Annotated in this window: 20 protein-coding genes; 10 read left to right on the plus strand and 10 right to left on the minus strand. The window is 67.3% G+C overall.

From position 1 onward, the window contains the following. The first annotated feature begins 137 nt into the window (after positions 1-137). The 6 genes from ACQR1D_RS14590 to ACQR1D_RS14615 all read left to right on the plus strand — a co-directional run bounded on the left by ACQR1D_RS14590 (position 138) and on the right by ACQR1D_RS14615 (position 6067). Positions 138-875 (plus strand): Crp/Fnr family transcriptional regulator, encoded by a 738-nt coding sequence (locus tag ACQR1D_RS14590; RefSeq protein ID WP_315712288.1) that lies wholly within the window; start codon positions 138-140, stop codon positions 873-875. Between the two features lie 64 nt (positions 876-939). Then, positions 940-3006: a PAS domain S-box protein gene (locus tag ACQR1D_RS14595; RefSeq protein ID WP_434839446.1), complete on the plus strand. Its 2067-nt coding sequence runs from the start codon at positions 940-942 to the stop codon at positions 3004-3006. A gap of 522 nt (positions 3007-3528) precedes the next feature. After that, entirely contained in the window at positions 3529-4425 is an 897-nt protein-coding gene (locus tag ACQR1D_RS14600; RefSeq protein ID WP_434839445.1) for a hypothetical protein, read from the plus strand. Between the two features lie 132 nt (positions 4426-4557). Next, entirely contained in the window at positions 4558-4764 is a 207-nt protein-coding gene (locus ACQR1D_RS14605) for a hypothetical protein (RefSeq protein ID WP_315800212.1), read from the plus strand. 106 nt (positions 4765-4870) lie between these two features. Then, positions 4871-5278: a hypothetical protein gene (locus ACQR1D_RS14610; RefSeq protein ID WP_316180831.1), complete on the plus strand. Its 408-nt coding sequence runs from the start codon at positions 4871-4873 to the stop codon at positions 5276-5278. A gap of 114 nt (positions 5279-5392) precedes the next feature. Beyond that, the gene (locus ACQR1D_RS14615; RefSeq protein ID WP_316180833.1) at positions 5393-6067 is read left to right on the plus strand and encodes an HAD family hydrolase; all 675 of its coding nucleotides are present in this window, start codon (positions 5393-5395) and stop codon (positions 6065-6067) included. A 10-nt stretch (positions 6068-6077) separates the two neighbouring features. Here the strand turns inward: ACQR1D_RS14615 and ACQR1D_RS14620 are convergent, their stop codons facing one another. The 4 genes from ACQR1D_RS14620 to ACQR1D_RS14635 all read right to left on the minus strand — a co-directional run bounded on the left by ACQR1D_RS14620 (position 6078) and on the right by ACQR1D_RS14635 (position 8919). Continuing rightward, complete coding sequence (locus ACQR1D_RS14620; protein ID WP_315800215.1) at positions 6078-6914, minus strand: HD domain-containing protein; 837 nt, start codon at positions 6912-6914, stop codon at positions 6078-6080. A 338-nt stretch (positions 6915-7252) separates the two neighbouring features. Then, on the minus strand, positions 7253-7642 hold the full coding sequence (locus ACQR1D_RS14625) for a cytochrome C (RefSeq protein WP_316180835.1): 390 nt from the start codon (positions 7640-7642) through the stop codon (positions 7253-7255). Continuing rightward, positions 7632-8516, minus strand: coding sequence for a hypothetical protein (locus ACQR1D_RS14630; protein WP_316215675.1), 885 nt, complete (start codon positions 8514-8516; stop codon positions 7632-7634). Before ACQR1D_RS14630 ends, ACQR1D_RS14625 begins: the two co-directional genes overlap by 11 nt. 220 nt (positions 8517-8736) lie before the next feature. Continuing rightward, positions 8737-8919, minus strand: a complete 183-nt coding sequence (locus ACQR1D_RS14635; protein ID WP_315741166.1) for a hypothetical protein — start codon at positions 8917-8919, stop codon at positions 8737-8739. Between the two features lie 207 nt (positions 8920-9126). Between ACQR1D_RS14635 and ACQR1D_RS14640 the strand changes: the two genes are divergently transcribed. Then, a complete protein-coding gene (locus ACQR1D_RS14640; protein WP_315800218.1) occupies positions 9127-9360 on the plus strand; it encodes a DUF6894 family protein in 234 nt (77 codons plus the stop codon). 141 nt (positions 9361-9501) lie between these two features. Beyond that, a complete protein-coding gene (locus tag ACQR1D_RS14645; protein WP_316180838.1) occupies positions 9502-9885 on the plus strand; it encodes a hypothetical protein in 384 nt (127 codons plus the stop codon). 8 nt (positions 9886-9893) lie between these two features. Here the strand turns inward: ACQR1D_RS14645 and ACQR1D_RS14650 are convergent, their stop codons facing one another. From ACQR1D_RS14650 to ACQR1D_RS14665, 4 genes are all read right to left on the minus strand, one after another. Next, positions 9894-10820, minus strand: coding sequence for a 2-hydroxyacid dehydrogenase (locus ACQR1D_RS14650; protein ID WP_434839565.1), 927 nt, complete (start codon positions 10818-10820; stop codon positions 9894-9896). Next, positions 10817-12115, minus strand: coding sequence for an ArgE/DapE family deacylase (locus ACQR1D_RS14655; RefSeq protein ID WP_434839444.1), 1299 nt, complete (start codon positions 12113-12115; stop codon positions 10817-10819). The genes ACQR1D_RS14650 and ACQR1D_RS14655 overlap by 4 nt, the downstream gene beginning before the upstream one ends. A gap of 40 nt (positions 12116-12155) precedes the next feature. Continuing rightward, on the minus strand, positions 12156-13457 hold the full coding sequence (gabT, locus tag ACQR1D_RS14660) for a 4-aminobutyrate--2-oxoglutarate transaminase (protein ID WP_316180842.1): 1302 nt from the start codon (positions 13455-13457) through the stop codon (positions 12156-12158). Positions 13458-13577: 120 nt separating this feature from the next. Next, a complete protein-coding gene (locus tag ACQR1D_RS14665) occupies positions 13578-14465 on the minus strand; it encodes a LysR substrate-binding domain-containing protein (protein WP_315800222.1) in 888 nt (295 codons plus the stop codon). Positions 14466-14842: 377 nt separating this feature from the next. On the opposite strand from ACQR1D_RS14665, the gene ACQR1D_RS14670 reads away from it, so the two are divergent. Further along, positions 14843-15091 carry a hypothetical protein gene (locus tag ACQR1D_RS14670; RefSeq protein WP_315800223.1) on the plus strand — a complete coding sequence of 83 codons (249 nt, stop codon included), beginning with the start codon at positions 14843-14845 and terminating at the stop codon, positions 15089-15091. 67 nt (positions 15092-15158) lie between these two features. Here ACQR1D_RS14670 and ACQR1D_RS14675 read toward each other — a convergent pair whose 3' ends face one another. Then, the gene (locus ACQR1D_RS14675) at positions 15159-15749 is read right to left on the minus strand and encodes an NADPH-dependent FMN reductase (RefSeq protein WP_315800224.1); all 591 of its coding nucleotides are present in this window, start codon (positions 15747-15749) and stop codon (positions 15159-15161) included. Between the two features lie 129 nt (positions 15750-15878). Beyond that, complete coding sequence (locus ACQR1D_RS14680; protein WP_315712310.1) at positions 15879-16115, minus strand: hypothetical protein; 237 nt, start codon at positions 16113-16115, stop codon at positions 15879-15881. A 363-nt stretch (positions 16116-16478) separates the two neighbouring features. Between ACQR1D_RS14680 and ACQR1D_RS14685 the strand changes: the two genes are divergently transcribed. Next, the gene (locus ACQR1D_RS14685) at positions 16479-16952 is read left to right on the plus strand and encodes a hypothetical protein (RefSeq protein WP_315800225.1); all 474 of its coding nucleotides are present in this window, start codon (positions 16479-16481) and stop codon (positions 16950-16952) included. Positions 16953-17468 lie beyond the last annotated feature (516 nt).

Consider the following 17468-nt stretch of genomic DNA (forward strand, 5'->3'; position numbering starts at 1 on the left):
ACCCACGCACATCAACAACGCGTTGGTTCCTTGCGCAGGTGCAGAAAGATCAGCGGTCAACGCGGTATCATGCTAACATAAGTTATTGAAGTCGCGCCGCTTGGAACCCCAATAAACTAATTCGGGGGAACCACTCTTTGAGTCATCTGGTCCGCAAGCTTGAGAATTTCGTCCGCCTTTCTGCGGCCGACCGCCTGATGCTCAACCGCGCTGCGGCTCAACGGGTAAGGACCTTCGCGCCACGCACCGACATCGCGCGCGAAGGCGAGAAGCCCAAGGACGTGCATCTGATCCTGAACGGCTGGGCCTGCCGCTACAAGCAGCTCGAGGACGGCCGCCGCCAGATCGTCTCGTTCTTCCTGCCCGGCGATATCTGTGATCTCAACATCTTCATCCTGCGCGAGATGGACCATTCGATCGGCACCATCACGCCGGTGTCGATCGCCGATCTGCCGCGCGAGTTCTTCGACGAGATCAGCGCCGGCTATCCGCGCATTGCAACGGCGTTCTGGTGGGAGACACTGGTCAACGCCGCAATCCAGCGCGAATGGACCATGAATCTCGGGCAACGCACGGCGTCCGAACGCATGGCTCACCTGTTGTGCGAACTGTTCTTCCGGCTACGCCTGGCGGGCCTGGCCGACGACAGCAGCTGCAGCTTCCCGCTCACTCAGGCCGATCTCGCCGAGGCGACAGGCCTGTCGAAGGTCCACGTCAACCGCACGCTGCAGGAACTGCGCGCCAGCAACCTGATCGTGCTCAAGGGCAAGATGCTGGTACTTCCGGACCTCGAGCGCTTGATGAGCGCCGGCCTGTTCAACGCGAATTACTTGCATTTGGACCGCGAAGGCCGTCAGCTCGACGCGAATGAGTGAGAGGTTCGGAGCGCTGGCGCTTGCGCTATGCTGACTGTCTCGGCACTCTGCCGGGGAAACGGCGATGGTCGAACAGCGCATGGTGGACGGACCCTTCGAGCAGGAGATCGTGCAGCGCCTCGGGCTGATGCCCAACCTGTTCAGGTCGGCGCCGTCTGCGCCTGAGGCGACCCGACAGCTCTGGCAGTTCGCCAAATGCGCCTATCTCGACACCCCGCTTCCGGCCCTTTTCAAGGAGCGGCTCGCCGTCCATCTGTCGCGCCTCAACCGTTCGCCTTATTGTCTGACCCGGCATTTCGGATTTCTGGTTGGATCTGGCAAGCCCGCGGGTGACTCGACGTCCCGCCCGGAGCCGATCGATCGGGCGCGTCACCTGCTCGCGCGGCCGCTCGCGGATCCCGCGCGCACCGCGGCGGCGCTCGACCGGCTCGAGCTCATCCAGCCCCCGCTCGACATCCCGGAGCCGGGCAGCGACGGTGAGGCGGACCTGTTCGAGGCCGCGTCGGTGCTGTTCATGCAGCGTGCTGATTTCGACCGCTCGCGGCGCGCAATCCGACATGCCTTCGGCGACACCAGGTTCGATCTGCTGGCGGCCTTCCTCGCCTATCTGCGCACAGCCCATTTCTGGGCCGATGCACACCTGCTCGCGATCGATTCGGACGTGCTTGCCCTCGCACGGACCGATCCCGAGCTCGCCGTCTGCCTCGGCTGCAGCGAGCTGCCGGAGGCCGGGCCGTCCGCACGGCAGCCGCATTCGAACGGCAGCGATGCCAGCGACCATCGGCTGCGCCGCCTCCTCGAGATCGATTCGGTCGGCGTGCTGTTCTTCGATCATGCAGCCGGCACCCTGGTCGACGCCAACGAGGCCTTCTTGGCGATGACAGGCTATTCGCGTCAGGACATCGACAGCGGCCAGCTGACCTGGAAGAGCCTGACCCCCCCGGAATGGATGGGTACATCGAGCGACCAGATCGAGCTGCTGCGGCAGACCGGCCGGATCGGTCCCTATGAGAAGCAGTATTTTCGCAAGGACGGCGAACGCGCCTGGATGATGTTCGCCGGCCGGGACCTCGGCGACGGCACCCTGGTCGAGCTCGCGATGAACATCGACGACCGCAAGCGCACCGAGGCCGCGCTACGCGACAGCGAGGCGCGTTTCCGCCAGTTCGGCGAAGCATCCTCCGACGTGGTGTGGATCCGCGATGCCGAGACCCTGCACTGGGAATATCTCAGCCCCGCATTCGAGACCATCTATGGCGTGCCGCGCACCGCTGTGCTCCGCGGCGACCATCTCGCATCGTGGACCGAGCTCATGCTGCCGGAGGACCGGCCCCGCGCCGTCGAGAGCCTCGAGCGCGCCCGGCGCGGCCAGCGCGACAGCCTGGATGTCCGTATCGTCACGCAGCCGGACGACGTCGCGCGCTGGCTGCGCATCCGTAGTTTTCCCATGGTCGACGAGCTGGGACGGGTGCAGCGCATCGGCGGCATCACCCAGGACATCACGGCGCTGGTCTCGGCCTCCGAGCACCAGAAGCTGCTGCTCGCCGAGCTGCAGCACCGCGTCCGCAACATGCTCGCCGTGATCCGCTCGATCATCCGCCGCACGGGCGACTCGAGCGACAGCGTCGAGGATTTCGCCAGTCACCTCGAAGGCCGCATCACGGCGCTGTCGCGCATCCAGGCGGTCGTCACGCGCGATCCCCTCGCCGGTTTCGATCTGGCGGAGCTGATCGCCGATGAGCTGCGCGCCGGAGCCGCGCGCGAGGACAGGCAATTCTCGCTGTCGGGCCCCCAGGTGCGGTTGAGGCCGAAGGCGGCCGAGAGCATCGGGCTTGCCATGCACGAGCTCGCGACCAATGCGCTGAAATACGGCGCGCTGACAGTGCCGCGGGGCTTCATCAGGATCGAATGGCGGCTCGATGAGCGCGACGCGGCCGACTGGCTGGTCATCGACTGGACCGAGACCGGCATGTCCGGCCGTCCGCTGGCTGCGCAGCGCCAGGGCTTTGGAACCGTGCTGCTGGAACAGATGCTGCCGTACGAGGTCGGTGCCCGCGTCGTCCGGCGCTTCGAGCCGAGCGGCCTCTGCTGCGAAATCCGGCTGCCCACCGGCGACATTCTCAAGCGTTGACGGGCCGATCGAAGCTTCGTTCCGCAGCACCGGTCGGTCACAATGGCCGAGGATCTCGCCGGCACGGCGAACCGCCGTCGGCATAGCCTTCGCGGTGCATTCGGGGTATGCTCCGCCTGCGGCCTGAGGTGGAGGTTGCATGGGTCGCGCAACCGCCATGCCTTCGCCTTGGTTTGGGCGGATATGACCAAGTGTCGATGAGATTGGGAATCAGCCGAGCGTCGACGCGACGGAACGATGATGGGACGTTCCTGAGCATGCGGCTCTGGCCAAGATGGATCACCGTGAACATGCAGACGCGTGGGCACGAGGGACAACCGGTATCCAGGTTCTGTGCTGATGCGGCCGGAGAGGCCGAGCGTCCCGTGGCGCAGTCGTCATCCGACGTTGGTGTCACGAGGCGTCAGTACGATGCAGCGTGAGTACGCGAAGCGTTGGTGCACGAGGCGTTGGTAGGACGACGCATCGGAACAGAGCCGAGCGCCGCCTGCGAGGCGGACGACAACGGAGGACGGAGCGTCAATGCTTGCAACGACGACCAAAGACGGCGATCAGCAGCCTCATGCCGTGATCGATCCCGAGATCGTGCTGGCGGCCCGCGCCGATCGCACCGCCGCCGAAGCGGACAGGCGCAGCTCGCAACGGCCACCGGATGTGCCCTCGCCGAAGATCGACCCTGACTACAGGACGCAGGCGACGAGCGACTTCGCGGTCACCGGAGAGCGCAGCACGTTCGCCACCTGGGCCGTGCGCACCATTCTGGCGGTGCTGTTCGCGGTCGGCAGCGCGGTCGCCGCAGCCGCCTGGCAGAGCTATGGAGACCAGGCCCAGGAGATGATCGCGCATTGGATGCCGCGGATCTCGCTGGCATCGAACACCGACAAGGATGCCGCGGCACAGCCAGCCGCGACCGCGCCCCAGCAGACGGCCGCAGAAGCGCCGGCTGAGGCGCAGGAGCACGCAACGAGCGCGGTTGGCGCGACCGCGTCGCAGGAGCAGGCGCAGTTGCTGCAATCGATGGCCCACGACCTGGCTGCCTTGAGCCAGCAGATCGGCGAGCTGAAGACGAGCCTCGCACAGTTGAAGGCCGGGCAGGAGCAGATGGTCCGCGACATGGCGCGGGTCGCCGAGGCCAAGTCCAGCGACAGGCCCGCCGAGCGGCCGAGCGAGCGGACCGCGGAAGCACGGTCGTTCGATCCGCGCGCCATCGAGCAGACGATCCGGCCGCGCCCGGCCCCGCGCCCTACGACGGCGGCCGTGACCCCGGCACAGCCCGGAGCAGCGGTGCCGCACCGGCCGCGCACGCCGCCGCCGGCTGCAGCCAACATGGTACCCCCGCCGCCTGCTCCGATGCCGCTGCCGTCGGCGCCGGTCGATCCGGACCAGCCCGTGGTGCGTCCGCCAATGCCGGTGCGCTGAGGGATCCGCACAGGCGCCCGCGCCGGTCCGCGCCGATTGGCGCGGGGGTGATCGATGCCGTCGATCCACTTGTCGCGACGCGGCTTTCCGAGCTAAGGAGCTGCGCCTGACAATGCGCATCCCGAGGGGTTCATGAGCCTGACCGATCCGACCATCCTGTCCGCCTCCGACCTCGCAGACCGCATCGCGATCCTGCGCGACAACATCCGCCAGATCACCGAGCAGGCCGCCTCGCAGTCGGGTGCCGCCGACGAGGAGCGCAACGCCGACCGCCTCGCGCAGCAGAGCGAGGAGCTCGACGTTCTGCTCAAGGAGCAGGAGCGGCGGCTGAACAAATAGCCGGCGGCCCCTTCGATCAATTCGCGCGTGCTGCACTGCGCTCGTTGTTGCCCGGGCTTCGCCCACAGGCTAGCCTCGCCGAAAACAAGCGGGAGGTAGCCAGAGGATGCGAAACGGTCTGCTTTATACGTCAACCCTTGCGGCATTGAGCATTGCGGCATTGCTGGCGGCCCTGACACCGGGCAGCGCCGAGCCACGCCACATGTATACGACCATGGTGCTGGAGGCGTTCGCCACCAAGGTCGAATGTCCCGGCGTCGACGTCGTCTATCAGGATCTGGTCCAGAAGGCGCAGGACATGAAGATGCCTGACGGCACGACCGAGAAGGTGCGCAAGGCGATCGCCTATATGCACACCGGCGGCAAGATGGGCGAGAAGCAGGACGACGATCTGATGGCGGAGGTCGCCGTCGCCACCCAGGCCATCGACATGGATCAGCGCCGCCTCGGCATGACGAACTGGTGCGAGGAGCAGAAGAAGACGCTGGCCGGCTTCATCCGTCCGAAGGGCTGAGCCGGGTCGCGGCGCAGGCACAGCACAGCTCCCGCAGCGGCCAGGAACCAGAATGTCCGCTGCCGCTTGGCCGTAGCGGCTGCTGCGTAGCAGACGTCCAGCCCGGAGCGAGCCATGCGCATCGAAACCGCTTTCCTGTTCGACCTCGACGGCACGCTGGTCGACAGCGTCTACCAGCATGTGCTGGCCTGGAAGACGGCGCTGGATGCCGAGAGCATCGAGCTCTCGGTCTGGCGCATCCACCGCAAGATCGGGATGAGCGGCGGCCTGTTCACCAACCAGCTGCTGCGCGAGACCGGCTATGCCATCGAGCCCGAGCGGATCGAGCGGCTGCGGAAGGCGCATGCGGCGGCCTATCAGAAGCTCGGAGGCCAGGTCCGCCCCCTGCCCGGCGCCCGCGAGCTGCTCGGCTTCCTGACCGATGCCGGCATCCCCTGGGCGATCGCGACCAGCGGCAGAATGGAAACGGCGGCCGTCAATCTCGCCGCGCTCGGCGTCGATCCCAAGACCAGCGCCGTCGTGACCCGCGACGAGGTCCGCTACGCCAAGCCTGATCCCGATCTGTTTCTCGCCGCCGCCGCCCGCCTCGACATGTCGATCGAGCGCGCGGTCGTGGTCGGCGACAGCATCTGGGACATGCTCGCCGCAACCCGCTGCCGGGCGCTCGGAGTCGGCCTGTTGAGCGGCGGCTATGGCTCGGAGGAATTGCGCCAGTCCGGCGCCATCCGAGTCTACGAGGACCCGGCCGACCTGCTCGACCACATCGACGAGGTCGGCGGCCGGCGCTAACTCCCGCCAGTCAACTCTGCGGGCCCGACAGCGAGATGTCGCGTTCGGCGCGGAACACGTTGGCGTAGAGGTTTGCGATCCACTGGCGCCCGGTCGAGGTCATGTTGAGATAGCGGATCTCGGTCTGGATGTGCGGCGCGACGCTGTTCCAATAGAACTGCGGATAGCGGTTGACGATGTCGGCCGGCGACTCATAGCCGAGCTGCCGGTTGATGCCGACCTCCTCGAACTCGTGATACAGCGCGTTGGCCTTGCGGATGTAGTTGGGGTCGCCGAGCTGTCCGATCAGGTCGGCGGCGCGCACGATCGACTGCTCTTCGTCGAAGTGCTGGCCGGCGAGCGGCGGAAAGCGCGTGCCTTCGATGGCGCGGGCGATGCGGTCCTTGTCCAGCGGCGCCATGCCTTCGATGCGGTTGATCACGTACAGCTTCGAGCGGTCGACGTGATACGGCATCAGGCTGGCATCGGAGGAGCCGCGCGGCAGGCAGATCTTGCGGCCGCCGCGATCGACGACGAAGCCGTTGACATCGTCTTCCCTGAACAGGCCGCGGACATAGCCGATGTCGTGAAGCAGGCAGGCCAGGATGACGTGGACGTAGTCGTCCGCCGTCATGTGGCTGTGCAGCGCACGGCCGCGCAGGATCTCGTGGCCGGCCAGCGTCACCAGCAAGGTGTGCTCGACGTTGTGATACAGCGCATCGCTGTTGCCGATGCATTCCAGTGCAATGCGCGCAGCCGCCGGAAGCATCTCCGTCAACTGGGTATGAGACGATCCGAAACGGCGTCGCATATAGGAGCTGAGGAAACGCTCCAACGCCGCTGCCGCGAGCTCCGGTAAGGTCATCATCGCCGCTGCCCTGCCTCAGACAGCCCTAACACAACGTCAAAAGACATAACGCGCGAAAACACAATCACGATAACGCGGCTCGTGGAACGACTGAGACGTCACGATACGGCTCGGGGCGGCCAGCTTCGCACGGACACGCACGAGATCGGCACCCCCGGGGCGTCGAGCACCTTGGCCGACGAGCATAGCCCAGGTTGCGGATATCGGCCACACCCGGACGAGCGCACACCGGAAAACTGCGGGCCGAGCGGCTGAACCTGAGCAGCTCACGTTCACTCGCCGCGGCCCGTTCCCCTCGCAGGACGAAGCGAGCGGAGATCGTCGTGCGGCCCGCCGGACTAGCGTCCCCGGACCGGCAGCGGCGGCCGCGGCGGTCGCGTCTCACCGCGATAATCCCGTCGCCGCGCAGCAGGACGACGGGCCGGCGCGGCTGCCGGCGCATCGACCGACTGCAGATAGGTGCTCAAGGCCGACGCGGCGTCGTCGCTGCTGGTGTAGTGCTTCTGCAGGAACAAATAGAGCGTTAGGCGGAAGCGTCCCTTGGCGAGCCCACGTGCCGAGCGATGACAGGTGGCGCAGCTGTCCGCAAACAGCCGCGCGCCGGATTTACCGGCATCGAGATTTTCCGCCCGTGCACCGCTGATGACAATCAGCAGCAGCACGGCCGATCCAACAAGCCCCAGCTGCGCTCCGGCGCGCCTGCGCGCAGGGACGCGCTCAGGCGACATCAGCCTGCGGGCTTTCCTCGGCCTGCGCACCCAGCGCATCGAGATCGACCAGCGCCGGATCGTCGGGCATCGGCTCGCTCTGCTGCTGTCCGCCGCCATGGACGTGCATCAGCGTCTGCACCCGGCGCGCGTTGAGATAGTCGACGTGCTGATGCGCCAGCGCCAGCGGCAGCAGGGCCTTGGGCAGCGCGGTCATGGTAAAGGCGGCGACGCGCTTCACCTCCTCGCCCTCACGCCAGGTCAGCGGGCTCAGCGTATAGATCATCTGGCGGTCGGTCTCGGGCGCCGGCAGTTGCCGCATCTCGGGCGGCGCCAGCAGGGCCACGTTGATGTTGCCGGCCCGCGTGCGGCTCGCGGCCGCGCGCAGCTCCCAGCAGATCAGCTCCGCGGCGGACATCACCTCGCGCCGGATGTCGTCGACATCGGACGCGAAGCGGCTGGCCTCGCTCAGCGCCGCGCGGCCGCGCGTCACCGCATCGACGAGCGCCGCCGCACCGATCTCGAAGCGCGGAACCGCCTGCTCGATCGCGGTGGCGACGGCCTCGATGTCGTTGGCAGCGCGGTCGCGGTCGCGCTGCGCCACCGCGTCGGCGAAGGCGCGTTCGGCCAGGATGATCTGCTCATCGCATTCGGCGACTGCTGCGCGCAGCGCCTTGGCCTTCTGCTCGACGGCCTGCATCTTGGATTCGGCACGATCGAGCTGCCCGTTGCTGGCGCCGGCCTTGGCGAGCCGCTCTGCGGCAACCTTCTTTTCGTCCAGCGCCGCCTCGGCCACGCGGAGGCGATCCGTCAGCCGTTGCCGCGCGGCCTGCTTGTCCTTCAGCGCACGCTCGAAGATCTCGACGGGGCTCAGCTCACGCTTGAAGAAGACCATGGCAATAATCCCTGGACGGCGGGCGCGCCGGCAAACGTTGGTCGGCGAATCCACCGCCGAATCATGTTGCCCGATTCTTGCGTGGAAAATGGGTCGGAAACCAGGATGAGATGCGGCACACGTTTCCCTTGACGGAACGTATCCACCGCCGGCTGCTGCGGAGCAGAGTCGGTCGATCCGGCGGAACGCGCGGCAATATTCGGTAAAATGGAAACCGATGTCAGCTCTGGTGCGGGCCGCGCATCATCCGCATCGCATCCGAGATGTGGCGCCATTCGCGGGCCTCCTCGGCCTCGCCGCTGGCTTCGCATTGCTGCGCCTTCTGCGCAGCCTGCGCGACGGCCGAGGCGCCGTGCATCTCGAGCATCTGCCGGGCGATCGCGTGGATCTGGACTTCAGACATCATGTCGAGCTCCTGTCGCCGGATCGAATAACCCAAGTCAACTTTCTCCACACCGATGCGTTCCGTGAGATGGATCACTGCGGGCCCGGTTCCCCAGGCTTAGACTTCTCCCCGTAATTTACCTTACGTGATCAATCCGATTTCGCGTGCGCCGCCACACTGTTACTCCTGGCTGAGATTCGCCGGATGGCGATTGAGGAGACGGACATGACGCAGGTCTTCTTCCACTGCTCCAATCCCGAGGAGTTTCTCGTCGATCGGCGTGGAACCGCGGTCGTCGATCTCGCCGAGGCCTGCGATCACGCCGAGCGCGTCATGCATTCGCTGATTTCCTCCGAAAGCGACGAGGATTGGCGCGACTGGGTGCTGCACATTTCCGATGATCTCGGCGAGGAAATCATCGCCATGCCGTTCACGTCGGTGCTCGGCGCGATGCATTGAACGACGCTGCGCGCCATGCCGCGGCGCTGAGACATTGTGTCCGCATTAGGGTTACCGGTTCCCTGACAGGTTCCACTCCCCGCATTCTTCTCGCCACATTTGTCCGCCATTTCGGCGCTGTTGCGACGGAGGGGACATCTCATGACCAGACTGCTGGCGACCGCGGCCTTGGCGCTGACATTGACGGCATCGGCGGCGATGGCCGACGAGCACCGCGGCGGCGATGCCGCGCTGGGCGCCTTGTCGGGCGCCGTCGTGTTCGGACCGGTTGGAGCGGTTGCCGGCGCGGTCGTCGGCTACACGGCAGGTCCCTCGATCGCGCGCTCCTGGGGCTTCCGCCGCTCGCGCGCGGCGCGGTCACAGCAGGTCCGGCGTCCGGTCAGGGACAGCCAGGCTGCGATGACCGAGTCTCAGCAGCAACCGCAGGCCGCGCCGCGCAGCGCACCACCGCCTGCACGGACCATCGCTGTCGCTCCGCCGGCGCCGCGCGGTCCGGTGGCGCCGCCGGTGCAGACGCTTGAGTAGCTGACTAATCAGTAGCCGCGGGCGCGATCGACGACGTTCAGCAACGGCTCGCCGCGCAGCAGCCGCCGGGCATTCTCCGCGACCTGCTGCGCGATCACCTCCCAGGATGCGATCGCCGCCATGTGCGGCGTCACCAGCACGCCCGGCTCGCGCCACAGCGCATGGTCCGGGGGCAACGGCTCATGCGCGAAGACGTCGAGCACCGCGCCGCGCAGATGGCCGCTGCGCAGCAGCGCGACCAGATCCTCCGTCACCAGGTGCTCGCCGCGGCTGCACAGGATCAGCGCGGCGCCCTTGGGCAGCCGGCCCAGACGCTCGGCATCGAGCAGCCCCACGGTCGAGGCCGTCAGCGGCAGCAGCGAGACCAGGATCTCCGTCTCGCCCAGGAAGTCGTCGAGCGCAGCGGTGCCGCAATGGGTCCGCACGCCGGCGAGCGCCTTGGGCGAGCGCGACCACGCGCTCACCGCGAAGCCCAGCTCGACCAGACGGATCGCGGCCGCGGAGCCGAGCTCGCCGAGCCCGAGAATGCCGACCCGACGGTCCCTGGCGGCACGCTGCTCGTAGCGCCGCCACACGCCGTTCCGCGCGTTGCCGACGGCGCGATCGAAATCGCGGTGGAAATACAGCGTCCCCCACAGCACGAACTCGGTCATGGCCGCCGAGATGTCGGGATCGACGATCCGGCACAGCGGCACATCCGGCACGGTGGAATCGGACAAGATATTGTCGACGCCGGCCGCGATCGAATGGATCAGCTTCAGCTTCGGCATCGCCGCCAGCGCACCGGGCTCCGGCTTCCAGCACACGGCAAGCTCGGCGTCGCGCGCCGCGGCTTCCGGCCATGACGCGACGGTCACGCCCGGCAGCTCGCGCGCGAGCAGCGCCCGCATCGGATCCATCAGCCCGGGACGGCTGAGAAGCGCGACCGTGATCATGCCGGCCGCAGTCCGCACCATTGCGCGACGAACATCGCGATCGACAGCGTGGTCTTGCGCACGCTGTCGAGATCGACGCGCTCGTCGAACGCGTGCGGACCGATGCCGTAGGGCCCGTAGCACAGCGCCGGGATGCCGTAGTCGACCTGATAGTAGCGGGTGTCGTTGACCGCCGTGGACAGCCGCACGTCCAGCGGCTGCTCGAACACGCGCGCATGGACGTCGGCGAGCGCGGCCTCCGCGGCGCTGCCGGGCTCGCACACGGCGGGATCGGCCTGGAAGCCGCTCCACACCAGCTCGACCGGATTCTCCGACAGGAAGCTGTCTGCGGCCTGCGCTATGGCGAGACATTGCTCGATGCCGGCGATGGCCTGCGCCGGCGTCTCGCCGGGCAGCACGCCGAGCCGGCAATCGAGGTCGCACCACGCCGGCGTCGAGCTGGCCCAGTCGCCGCCCTTGATGATGCCGACGTTGAACTTGATCGGATCCTTGACCGCGGCGAACCACGCGTTCGACCTGGCGCGCGCGTTGATCTCCCGGGTGTGCTCCTGGAACGCGCGGATCAGGTGCATCGCCGACAGGATCGCATTGGTGCCGGTCTCGGCGTAGGCGACGTGCACCGGCGTGCCGCGCACGCGCAAGCGAAACCAGATCGCGCCGACCTGGGCGCGGGTCAGCGTGTGGCCGGTCGGCTCCGGGATCAGGCAAGCATCAGCCGTGTAGCCGCGCAAAAGAGTCGAGAGCGCGCCGTTGCCGGTGCTCTCCTCCTCGGTCACCGTCTCCAGGTGAATGCGTCCGTCCGGCACGAAGCCGGCCGCCTTGATCGCATCGAGCGCGAAGATCATCGCGGAGACGCCGGCCTTCATGTCCTGGGCGCCGCGCCCGATCATCCAGCCGTCGCGCACGATCGCCTCATAGGGCGGGTCGTTCCAGAGATCGGTCGGCCCTTCCGGCACGACGTCGACGTGGCCCTGCAGGATCAGGCTGCGGCCCTTGCCCGCTCCGTCGAGCGTCGCCACCACCTGCTGCGAGCCGTCGAGTGCGATGCCGTCCATCGGCGCCGCCTTGGGATGGCGCATCAGGTCGACATCGCCCAGGCTGAAGCGGTCGACCTGATAGCCGCGGCTCGCGAGCTCGCGCGCCAGCCAGTCCTGCACCGGCGCTTCCTCGCCGCGCAGGCTGCGGAACTGCACGAGCTGCTGCAGGAAGGCGACCTGCTTGGCGAAGTTGGCATCGACGGCGGCGGCGAGCCGCTCCATCACGTCATTCGGCACAGCCGCCGCAGCTTCAGTCACGTTGCAAACCTCCAGCCTTCCCGCTCACCTCGGCCGCACGTCAGGCGGCCAGGCACTTCTCCAGGATCGCGAGCCCTTCGTCCACGATCTCGTCCGATGCCGTCAGCGGCACCAGGATGCGAATGGTGCTCGCGGTGACGCCGCACGACAACAGGATCAGGCCGTTCTCGTGCGCCACGCGCGTCACGCGCTTGGTCATTTCCGCATCCGGCTCGTCGCTGCCGCGCTGCTTCAGGATATCGAATGCAACCATTGCGCCAGGACCGCGCGGACCGGAAACCGGAACCAGCGTGTTGGCGCGCGAGAAGCGCGCGATCGCCGCACGCAGCCGCTCGCCGATCGCATTGGCGCGGTCGAGCAGCTTCTCCTGCTCGAACACATCGAGCACGGCAAGCGCCGCGGCGCAGGCCAGCGGATTGCCGCCATAGGTGCCGCCGAGACCGCCCGGCTCGGCGGCGTCCATGATCGCAGCGCGGCCGATCACGCCGGACAGCGGCATGCCGCCGGCGAGACTCTTGGCGACGCAGATCAGGTCCGGCTGCACGTCGTAGTGCTCCATCGCGAACATCTTGCCGGTGCGGCCGAAGCCGGTCTGCACCTCGTCGGCGATCAGCACGATGCCATGGCTGTCGCAGATCCGGCGCAGGCCCCGCATCAGCTCCGGCGGCGCCTGGTGGAAACCGCCCTCGCCCTGCACGGGCTCGATGATGATGGCCGCGACCTGCGAGGCGTCGATGTCGGCCTTGAAGATGAAGTTGATGTAGGACAGCGTGTCCTCGACCGTCACGTTGCTGCCGGCGATCGGAAACGGCGCGTGCCAGACGCCGGGCAGCGGCGGCCCGAAATGCTTCTTGTACGGCATCACCTTGCCGGTCATCGCATTGGCGAGCGCGGTACGGCCGTGGAAGGCGCCGGTGAAGGCGATGATGCCGCTGCGGCCGGTGGCGGCGCGTGCGATCTTGATGGCGTTCTCGGTCGCCTCCGCGCCGGTCGTCAGCAGGATCGACTTGGCCGGCCCCGAAATCGGCGCCAGCGCGTTGAGCCGCTCGCTCAGCCGCACATAGGGCTCGTATTGCAGCACCTGGAAGCAGGTGTGGGTGAAGCGGTCGAGCTGTGCCCGGATCGCGGCAACGACATGCGGATGGCAGTGGCCGGTGTTGAGCACCGCGATGCCGCCGGCGAAGTCGACGTAGCGCTTGCCCTCGACGTCCCACACCTCGCTGTTGAGGGCGCGGTCGGCAAACAGCGGCGTCGCATAGCTCACGCCCCGGACGACGGCCTCATGACGTCGCGCCAGCAGTTCTTCGTTCGCAGCCAAATTCGCAGCCAAATTGGCAACCATGGCTCAACTCCTCGTCGGAAAATCGAGCAGAAGGCTAAGCCGCGAGCCGTCGCGATCAATCAGCTTGTTCCTGACGACAGGTGCCTGCAATGCACCAGACCCAGCAGGATGAGCGCGCAGCTACGCGGCGAGCACATTCTTCAGCCACGCCCGCAGCGCCACGATCGCGGGCTCGTCCCAGCGCTCCCGGAGCGCGACGAGCTGATAGGCTCCCATGTGGAGTGCCGATGGGATCACCTCGACCAGCGCACCGCTGCGCAGATCATCGGCGACCAGCACCTCGTTGGCGAGCGCGACGCCCTGGCCGAAGCGGGCGGCTTCAATGGCGAGATGCGCGTGCCACAGCCGCTGCCCGCGCAACGTGACCGGCTCGCGATACCCCGCCAGCTCGAACCATTGCTCCCATTGCGCGGTGGACTCCTCGTGGATCAGCGAGGCCCTGGCGAGGCCCGGGAGTGTCGCGATCGCCGGAAACCTTGCCAGATAGGCCGGGCTTGCGACCGGGAATACGCGTGGGCACACCAGCTCCTCGGCGACCACGCCGCCGCTCCGGTCGATCGCTTCGGCATAGACGATCTCCGCATCCGCTTCGCCGCGCTGCAGGTCGGGGTGCGCCAGCGTCGGCTGCAGGTTGATGTCCCAGTTGCGTGGCGGGCCGCTCAGCTCGGGCAGCCGCGCCAGCAGGCGGCGATTGGCGAGGCCCGGAATGCACCAGATGTTCAGGGTCGGACGCGCCACGGGCCGCACCGACATCGTCGCGCGGGCGATGATGTCGAAGGCCTGGCTGACCTCGGCATGGAACTGACGTCCGGCATCGGTCAGCGCGAGGCCCCGTCCCTCGGCGCGCACCAGCGCCACGCCCAGGCTGCGCTGCAGATTCTGCAGATGGCGCGAGACCACGGTGTGGCTGACCGCGAGCTCGTCGCCGGCGGCGCGCACGCTGCCCTTGCGGCCGACGGCCTCGAAGGCACGCAGCGCGATCAGGGAGGGCAACCGGGGTCTCGTCATGCTCGCACAGTTCTCAGCCTGCGCGGTCTCCCTCCCCGCCCTGAAGCGGAACCGCCACGATCCGTCGGTCGCGCGGCTGATGTCGGGAGCGCCGGCGGCCATGCCGGCGTCCGTTGACCGCACAGGACGCTCCGGGCGGAGCACCCGCATCGCGGATCACGAGGGCGCTTTCGCGCGTCATGCCGCTCTTACCGTCAGCATGGGCGCAACGCCAGCCTTGAGAAAGCCACGCTCGCCGGACCGCGCATTTGCCTCAACGCCCGCAGGCGACGTCGCAAGCGATCCTTAAGCGTCCTGCGACGACAGGCGGGATTTGCCTCAAAGTTTCCACAATTCGACTTTGAATCGGGGGTGCTTCGAGCAGGAGAACCCCCAAGATGCGGATCAGCCAAATGATCTACGTCGGTTCGCTGGCAGCCCTCGTCGCGACGGCCGCCCCCGCACTGGCGAAAAGCTCCCAGGCATCCAAGCCGGATGATCAGGCCACGTCGTCCCTGCCGTGCCGCGCCTACCAGCAGGCCCCGGACGGGAGCTGGATGGAGCGGCCCTGTCAGGGGCAGAGCGCAAGCGCCCCGGCGCGTCAGCGCGCGGTCACCAACGGGACCGGCAGCGCGGAACAACGTTAGCGGACTTGGAGCGGACTTGGCGCAAGAGCTGGAGCGCTTGCGCTCCGGCCTGCGCTGATGCCCGCACTCAGTAAGGTGGCGCCCTGCGCGCCCGCTGCTCCCTGCCCGCCTCGACCCACCACAAGAGATCGTCGGCAAAGCGCGGAAACGCGTGCTCAAGCGATTGGCCGGAATCGCCGGTCGGCTTGCCGTCGGCGGACAGCGCCTGACCGATCGGGCCGACGGCAAGCGTGCTCGACACCACCACCATGCCCATCTCCGACAACGTGCCGTGCCACGCCGTGGCGGCCCGTGCCCCGGAGAGGCGGCCGGCGGAATAGCTCGCGATCGCCGCCGGACGCCAGAACCATTCCTCGAGAAAGTGGTCGGTGAGGTTCTTCAGTCCCGGCTGCATGCCCCAGTTGTATTCGCCAGTGACGAACACGAAGCCGTCGGCGGCACGGATCTTGGCCGCAAGCTCGGCCATGGCTGCTGGCGCCTGGCCGGGCGGATATTCCTTGTACATGCGGTCGAGCATCGGCAGGCCGACCGCCTTGGCGTCGATCAGCTCGACGACCTGATCCCTGGCGCGCAACCCGTCCACGACGAATTGCGCGAGCCGGATGCCCATCCGGTCGGAGCGATAGGAGCCGTAGAGGACGAGGATGCGGAAGCTCATGGCGGGTCAACTCCTGGCCGTACGATCCGCGCCAAGCTAACACGCCGTCATGTCATCGAGGTAGTTCTGGTCACGCCGCAGATCGAAGGACCGGCGGCGCGTGGCTGGCGGAAACGAGGCGTGGCACGCTCAGCGCGTCACGGTGGCCGAAGCGGAGCGTTCCGATGGCCGGCCGAACACGCTGCGGCAACCGTCGCTGAGGCTGGCGCGCTGCTTCATCATGCAGGCAATGATGCGGTCGCGATCGGGAATCTCCGACGAGCACAGCCGGAAGACGTCGCCCGTGCACAGCCGCCGCTGGTCGTCCTCCGTGAAGGCATGGCCCGCGCGCGGGCTGGCGACCATCGCCAGCGCAAGCCCCGCCATTGCCACATTCCAATTCCGCATCCTGAACAGATGAGTTCGCATCGCCGTCCCCAATTCGCCCGCTGTTTGTCCGGTTCACCCGCTGCCTTCGCTGATGTCGCGAAGCAGTTGCCGCCGCAGAATCAAATGATGACACGTCGCGGCGCGCCTTCAACAAGCGCTCTCGGTCCTGCACCACAATTTTGCGGCCTGTTGCATCTTCGACTCCCCTTGGCCGGCCGGAACCTGTGAGACGCCGCCAAATTGTCATTAGGCGAACGCAATCCGGCCCAGCCGCGCTCACACTCTCACGGCGTAGTGGCGGCGTCCTGATGGTGCTTCGGACCATCACGTGTCCCGAGTTCAGGTGTGGGAGTCAGGTTCATGGCGTACACGATGGTGGCTGAGCGGGAGCAGCAGACGATCCGCAAGCAGCGCGAAAGCGCCCTCATCGTTCTCGCCAACGCACAGGTGATGGAGGCTGAAGGCTGGCAGGTCGTCATCACCGACGAGGACGGCAACAGCCTGCCGCTCGCCGAGTTCGAAGCCGGCCTGTCGCAGAAATTTTCGTCCTGGTACAAGGCCAAGCAGCGGCCGGTGGTGCCCACCACCATCCCCGCCCCCAACCTGTTCGCGACGCCGGCCAATGACGACGCCGAGCCGGAGGCCGTCGTGGCCGCCGCACTCGCCGCCGAGCAGGTCGAGACGGCCGAGGTCGAGACGGCAGAAGTCCAGGAGGCTGCGGTCCAGGAGATCGCCGAGGACGATTTCGAAACGGCCGAGACCGCCAACGCTCCGGCGGCCGAGAAGGCCGAGCGCGAGGAGATCGCGCTCGACGCCGCCGAGATGGCCAACTGATCCGGCCGCCGCGCCGCAACATCTGGGCCTTGGCCCTGCCGATCCACTCCCGCGCAATGGCGTTGGACGGCCCCACGCGTGCATCGCGGCATGCACGCGAAGACCATCCCCGGTCGCTTCGCGTGGCGCGCATCGAGCGTGCTTCAGCCTGCCTTCGCTTCCTCGCGCGATCAGCGTGCGCCGGGCAACTAACAAACATGTTCACGCCGCGGCTCTCGGCCGAACAACGATCATCGGAACGACGCGAACGCCTGCCCGCCGGGCAAATCAAGGCGCATGTCCATCTGGTGGCGTCACCTCCGGGGCTTGAATCGGCAACAACGGCGGTGCGCGCGGAAACGATTTTCCGCAGGCCCATCAAGCTGATTTGGCCTGTCCAGTCCCTTCGTCGAAAATATTCTGCTTTTCCTAAATCGAATTCAGTGCTTTTGTCGCGCCATCTCCCGCTCGCAGGAGGGGCGGTTCGCGGTCGTCACGGACGTGGAGCGGGAGGAGCGGTGAACGCGATGGCAGCGC

It is taken from the genome of Bradyrhizobium sp. HKCCYLRH2047, assembly GCF_051168175.1.
GTDB lineage: Bacteria > Pseudomonadota > Alphaproteobacteria > Rhizobiales > Xanthobacteraceae > Bradyrhizobium.

Coding starts and splice junctions, on each gene's coding strand:
- ACQR1D_RS14595 (WP_434839446.1), top strand. CDS start 940: ATGGTCGAACAGCGCATGGTGGACGGACCCTTCGAGCAGGAGATCGTG.
- ACQR1D_RS14600 (WP_434839445.1), top strand. CDS start 3,529: ATGCTTGCAACGACGACCAAAGACGGCGATCAGCAGCCTCATGCCGTG.
- ACQR1D_RS14605 (WP_315800212.1), top strand. CDS start 4,558: ATGAGCCTGACCGATCCGACCATCCTGTCCGCCTCCGACCTCGCAGAC.
- ACQR1D_RS14610 (WP_316180831.1), top strand. CDS start 4,871: ATGCGAAACGGTCTGCTTTATACGTCAACCCTTGCGGCATTGAGCATT.
- ACQR1D_RS14615 (WP_316180833.1), top strand. CDS start 5,393: ATGCGCATCGAAACCGCTTTCCTGTTCGACCTCGACGGCACGCTGGTC.
- ACQR1D_RS14620 (WP_315800215.1), bottom strand. CDS start 6,914: ATGATGACCTTACCGGAGCTCGCGGCAGCGGCGTTGGAGCGTTTCCTC.
- ACQR1D_RS14625 (WP_316180835.1), bottom strand. CDS start 7,642: ATGTCGCCTGAGCGCGTCCCTGCGCGCAGGCGCGCCGGAGCGCAGCTG.
- ACQR1D_RS14630 (WP_316215675.1), bottom strand. CDS start 8,516: ATGGTCTTCTTCAAGCGTGAGCTGAGCCCCGTCGAGATCTTCGAGCGT.
- ACQR1D_RS14635 (WP_315741166.1), bottom strand. CDS start 8,919: ATGTCTGAAGTCCAGATCCACGCGATCGCCCGGCAGATGCTCGAGATG.
- ACQR1D_RS14640 (WP_315800218.1), top strand. CDS start 9,127: ATGACGCAGGTCTTCTTCCACTGCTCCAATCCCGAGGAGTTTCTCGTC.
- ACQR1D_RS14645 (WP_316180838.1), top strand. CDS start 9,502: ATGACCAGACTGCTGGCGACCGCGGCCTTGGCGCTGACATTGACGGCA.
- ACQR1D_RS14650 (WP_434839565.1), bottom strand. CDS start 10,820: ATGATCACGGTCGCGCTTCTCAGCCGTCCCGGGCTGATGGATCCGATG.
- gabT (WP_316180842.1), bottom strand. CDS start 13,457: ATGGTTGCCAATTTGGCTGCGAATTTGGCTGCGAACGAAGAACTGCTG.
- ACQR1D_RS14665 (WP_315800222.1), bottom strand. CDS start 14,465: ATGACGAGACCCCGGTTGCCCTCCCTGATCGCGCTGCGTGCCTTCGAG.
- ACQR1D_RS14670 (WP_315800223.1), top strand. CDS start 14,843: ATGCGGATCAGCCAAATGATCTACGTCGGTTCGCTGGCAGCCCTCGTC.
- ACQR1D_RS14675 (WP_315800224.1), bottom strand. CDS start 15,749: ATGAGCTTCCGCATCCTCGTCCTCTACGGCTCCTATCGCTCCGACCGG.
- ACQR1D_RS14680 (WP_315712310.1), bottom strand. CDS start 16,115: ATGGCGGGGCTTGCGCTGGCGATGGTCGCCAGCCCGCGCGCGGGCCAT.
- ACQR1D_RS14685 (WP_315800225.1), top strand. CDS start 16,479: ATGGCGTACACGATGGTGGCTGAGCGGGAGCAGCAGACGATCCGCAAG.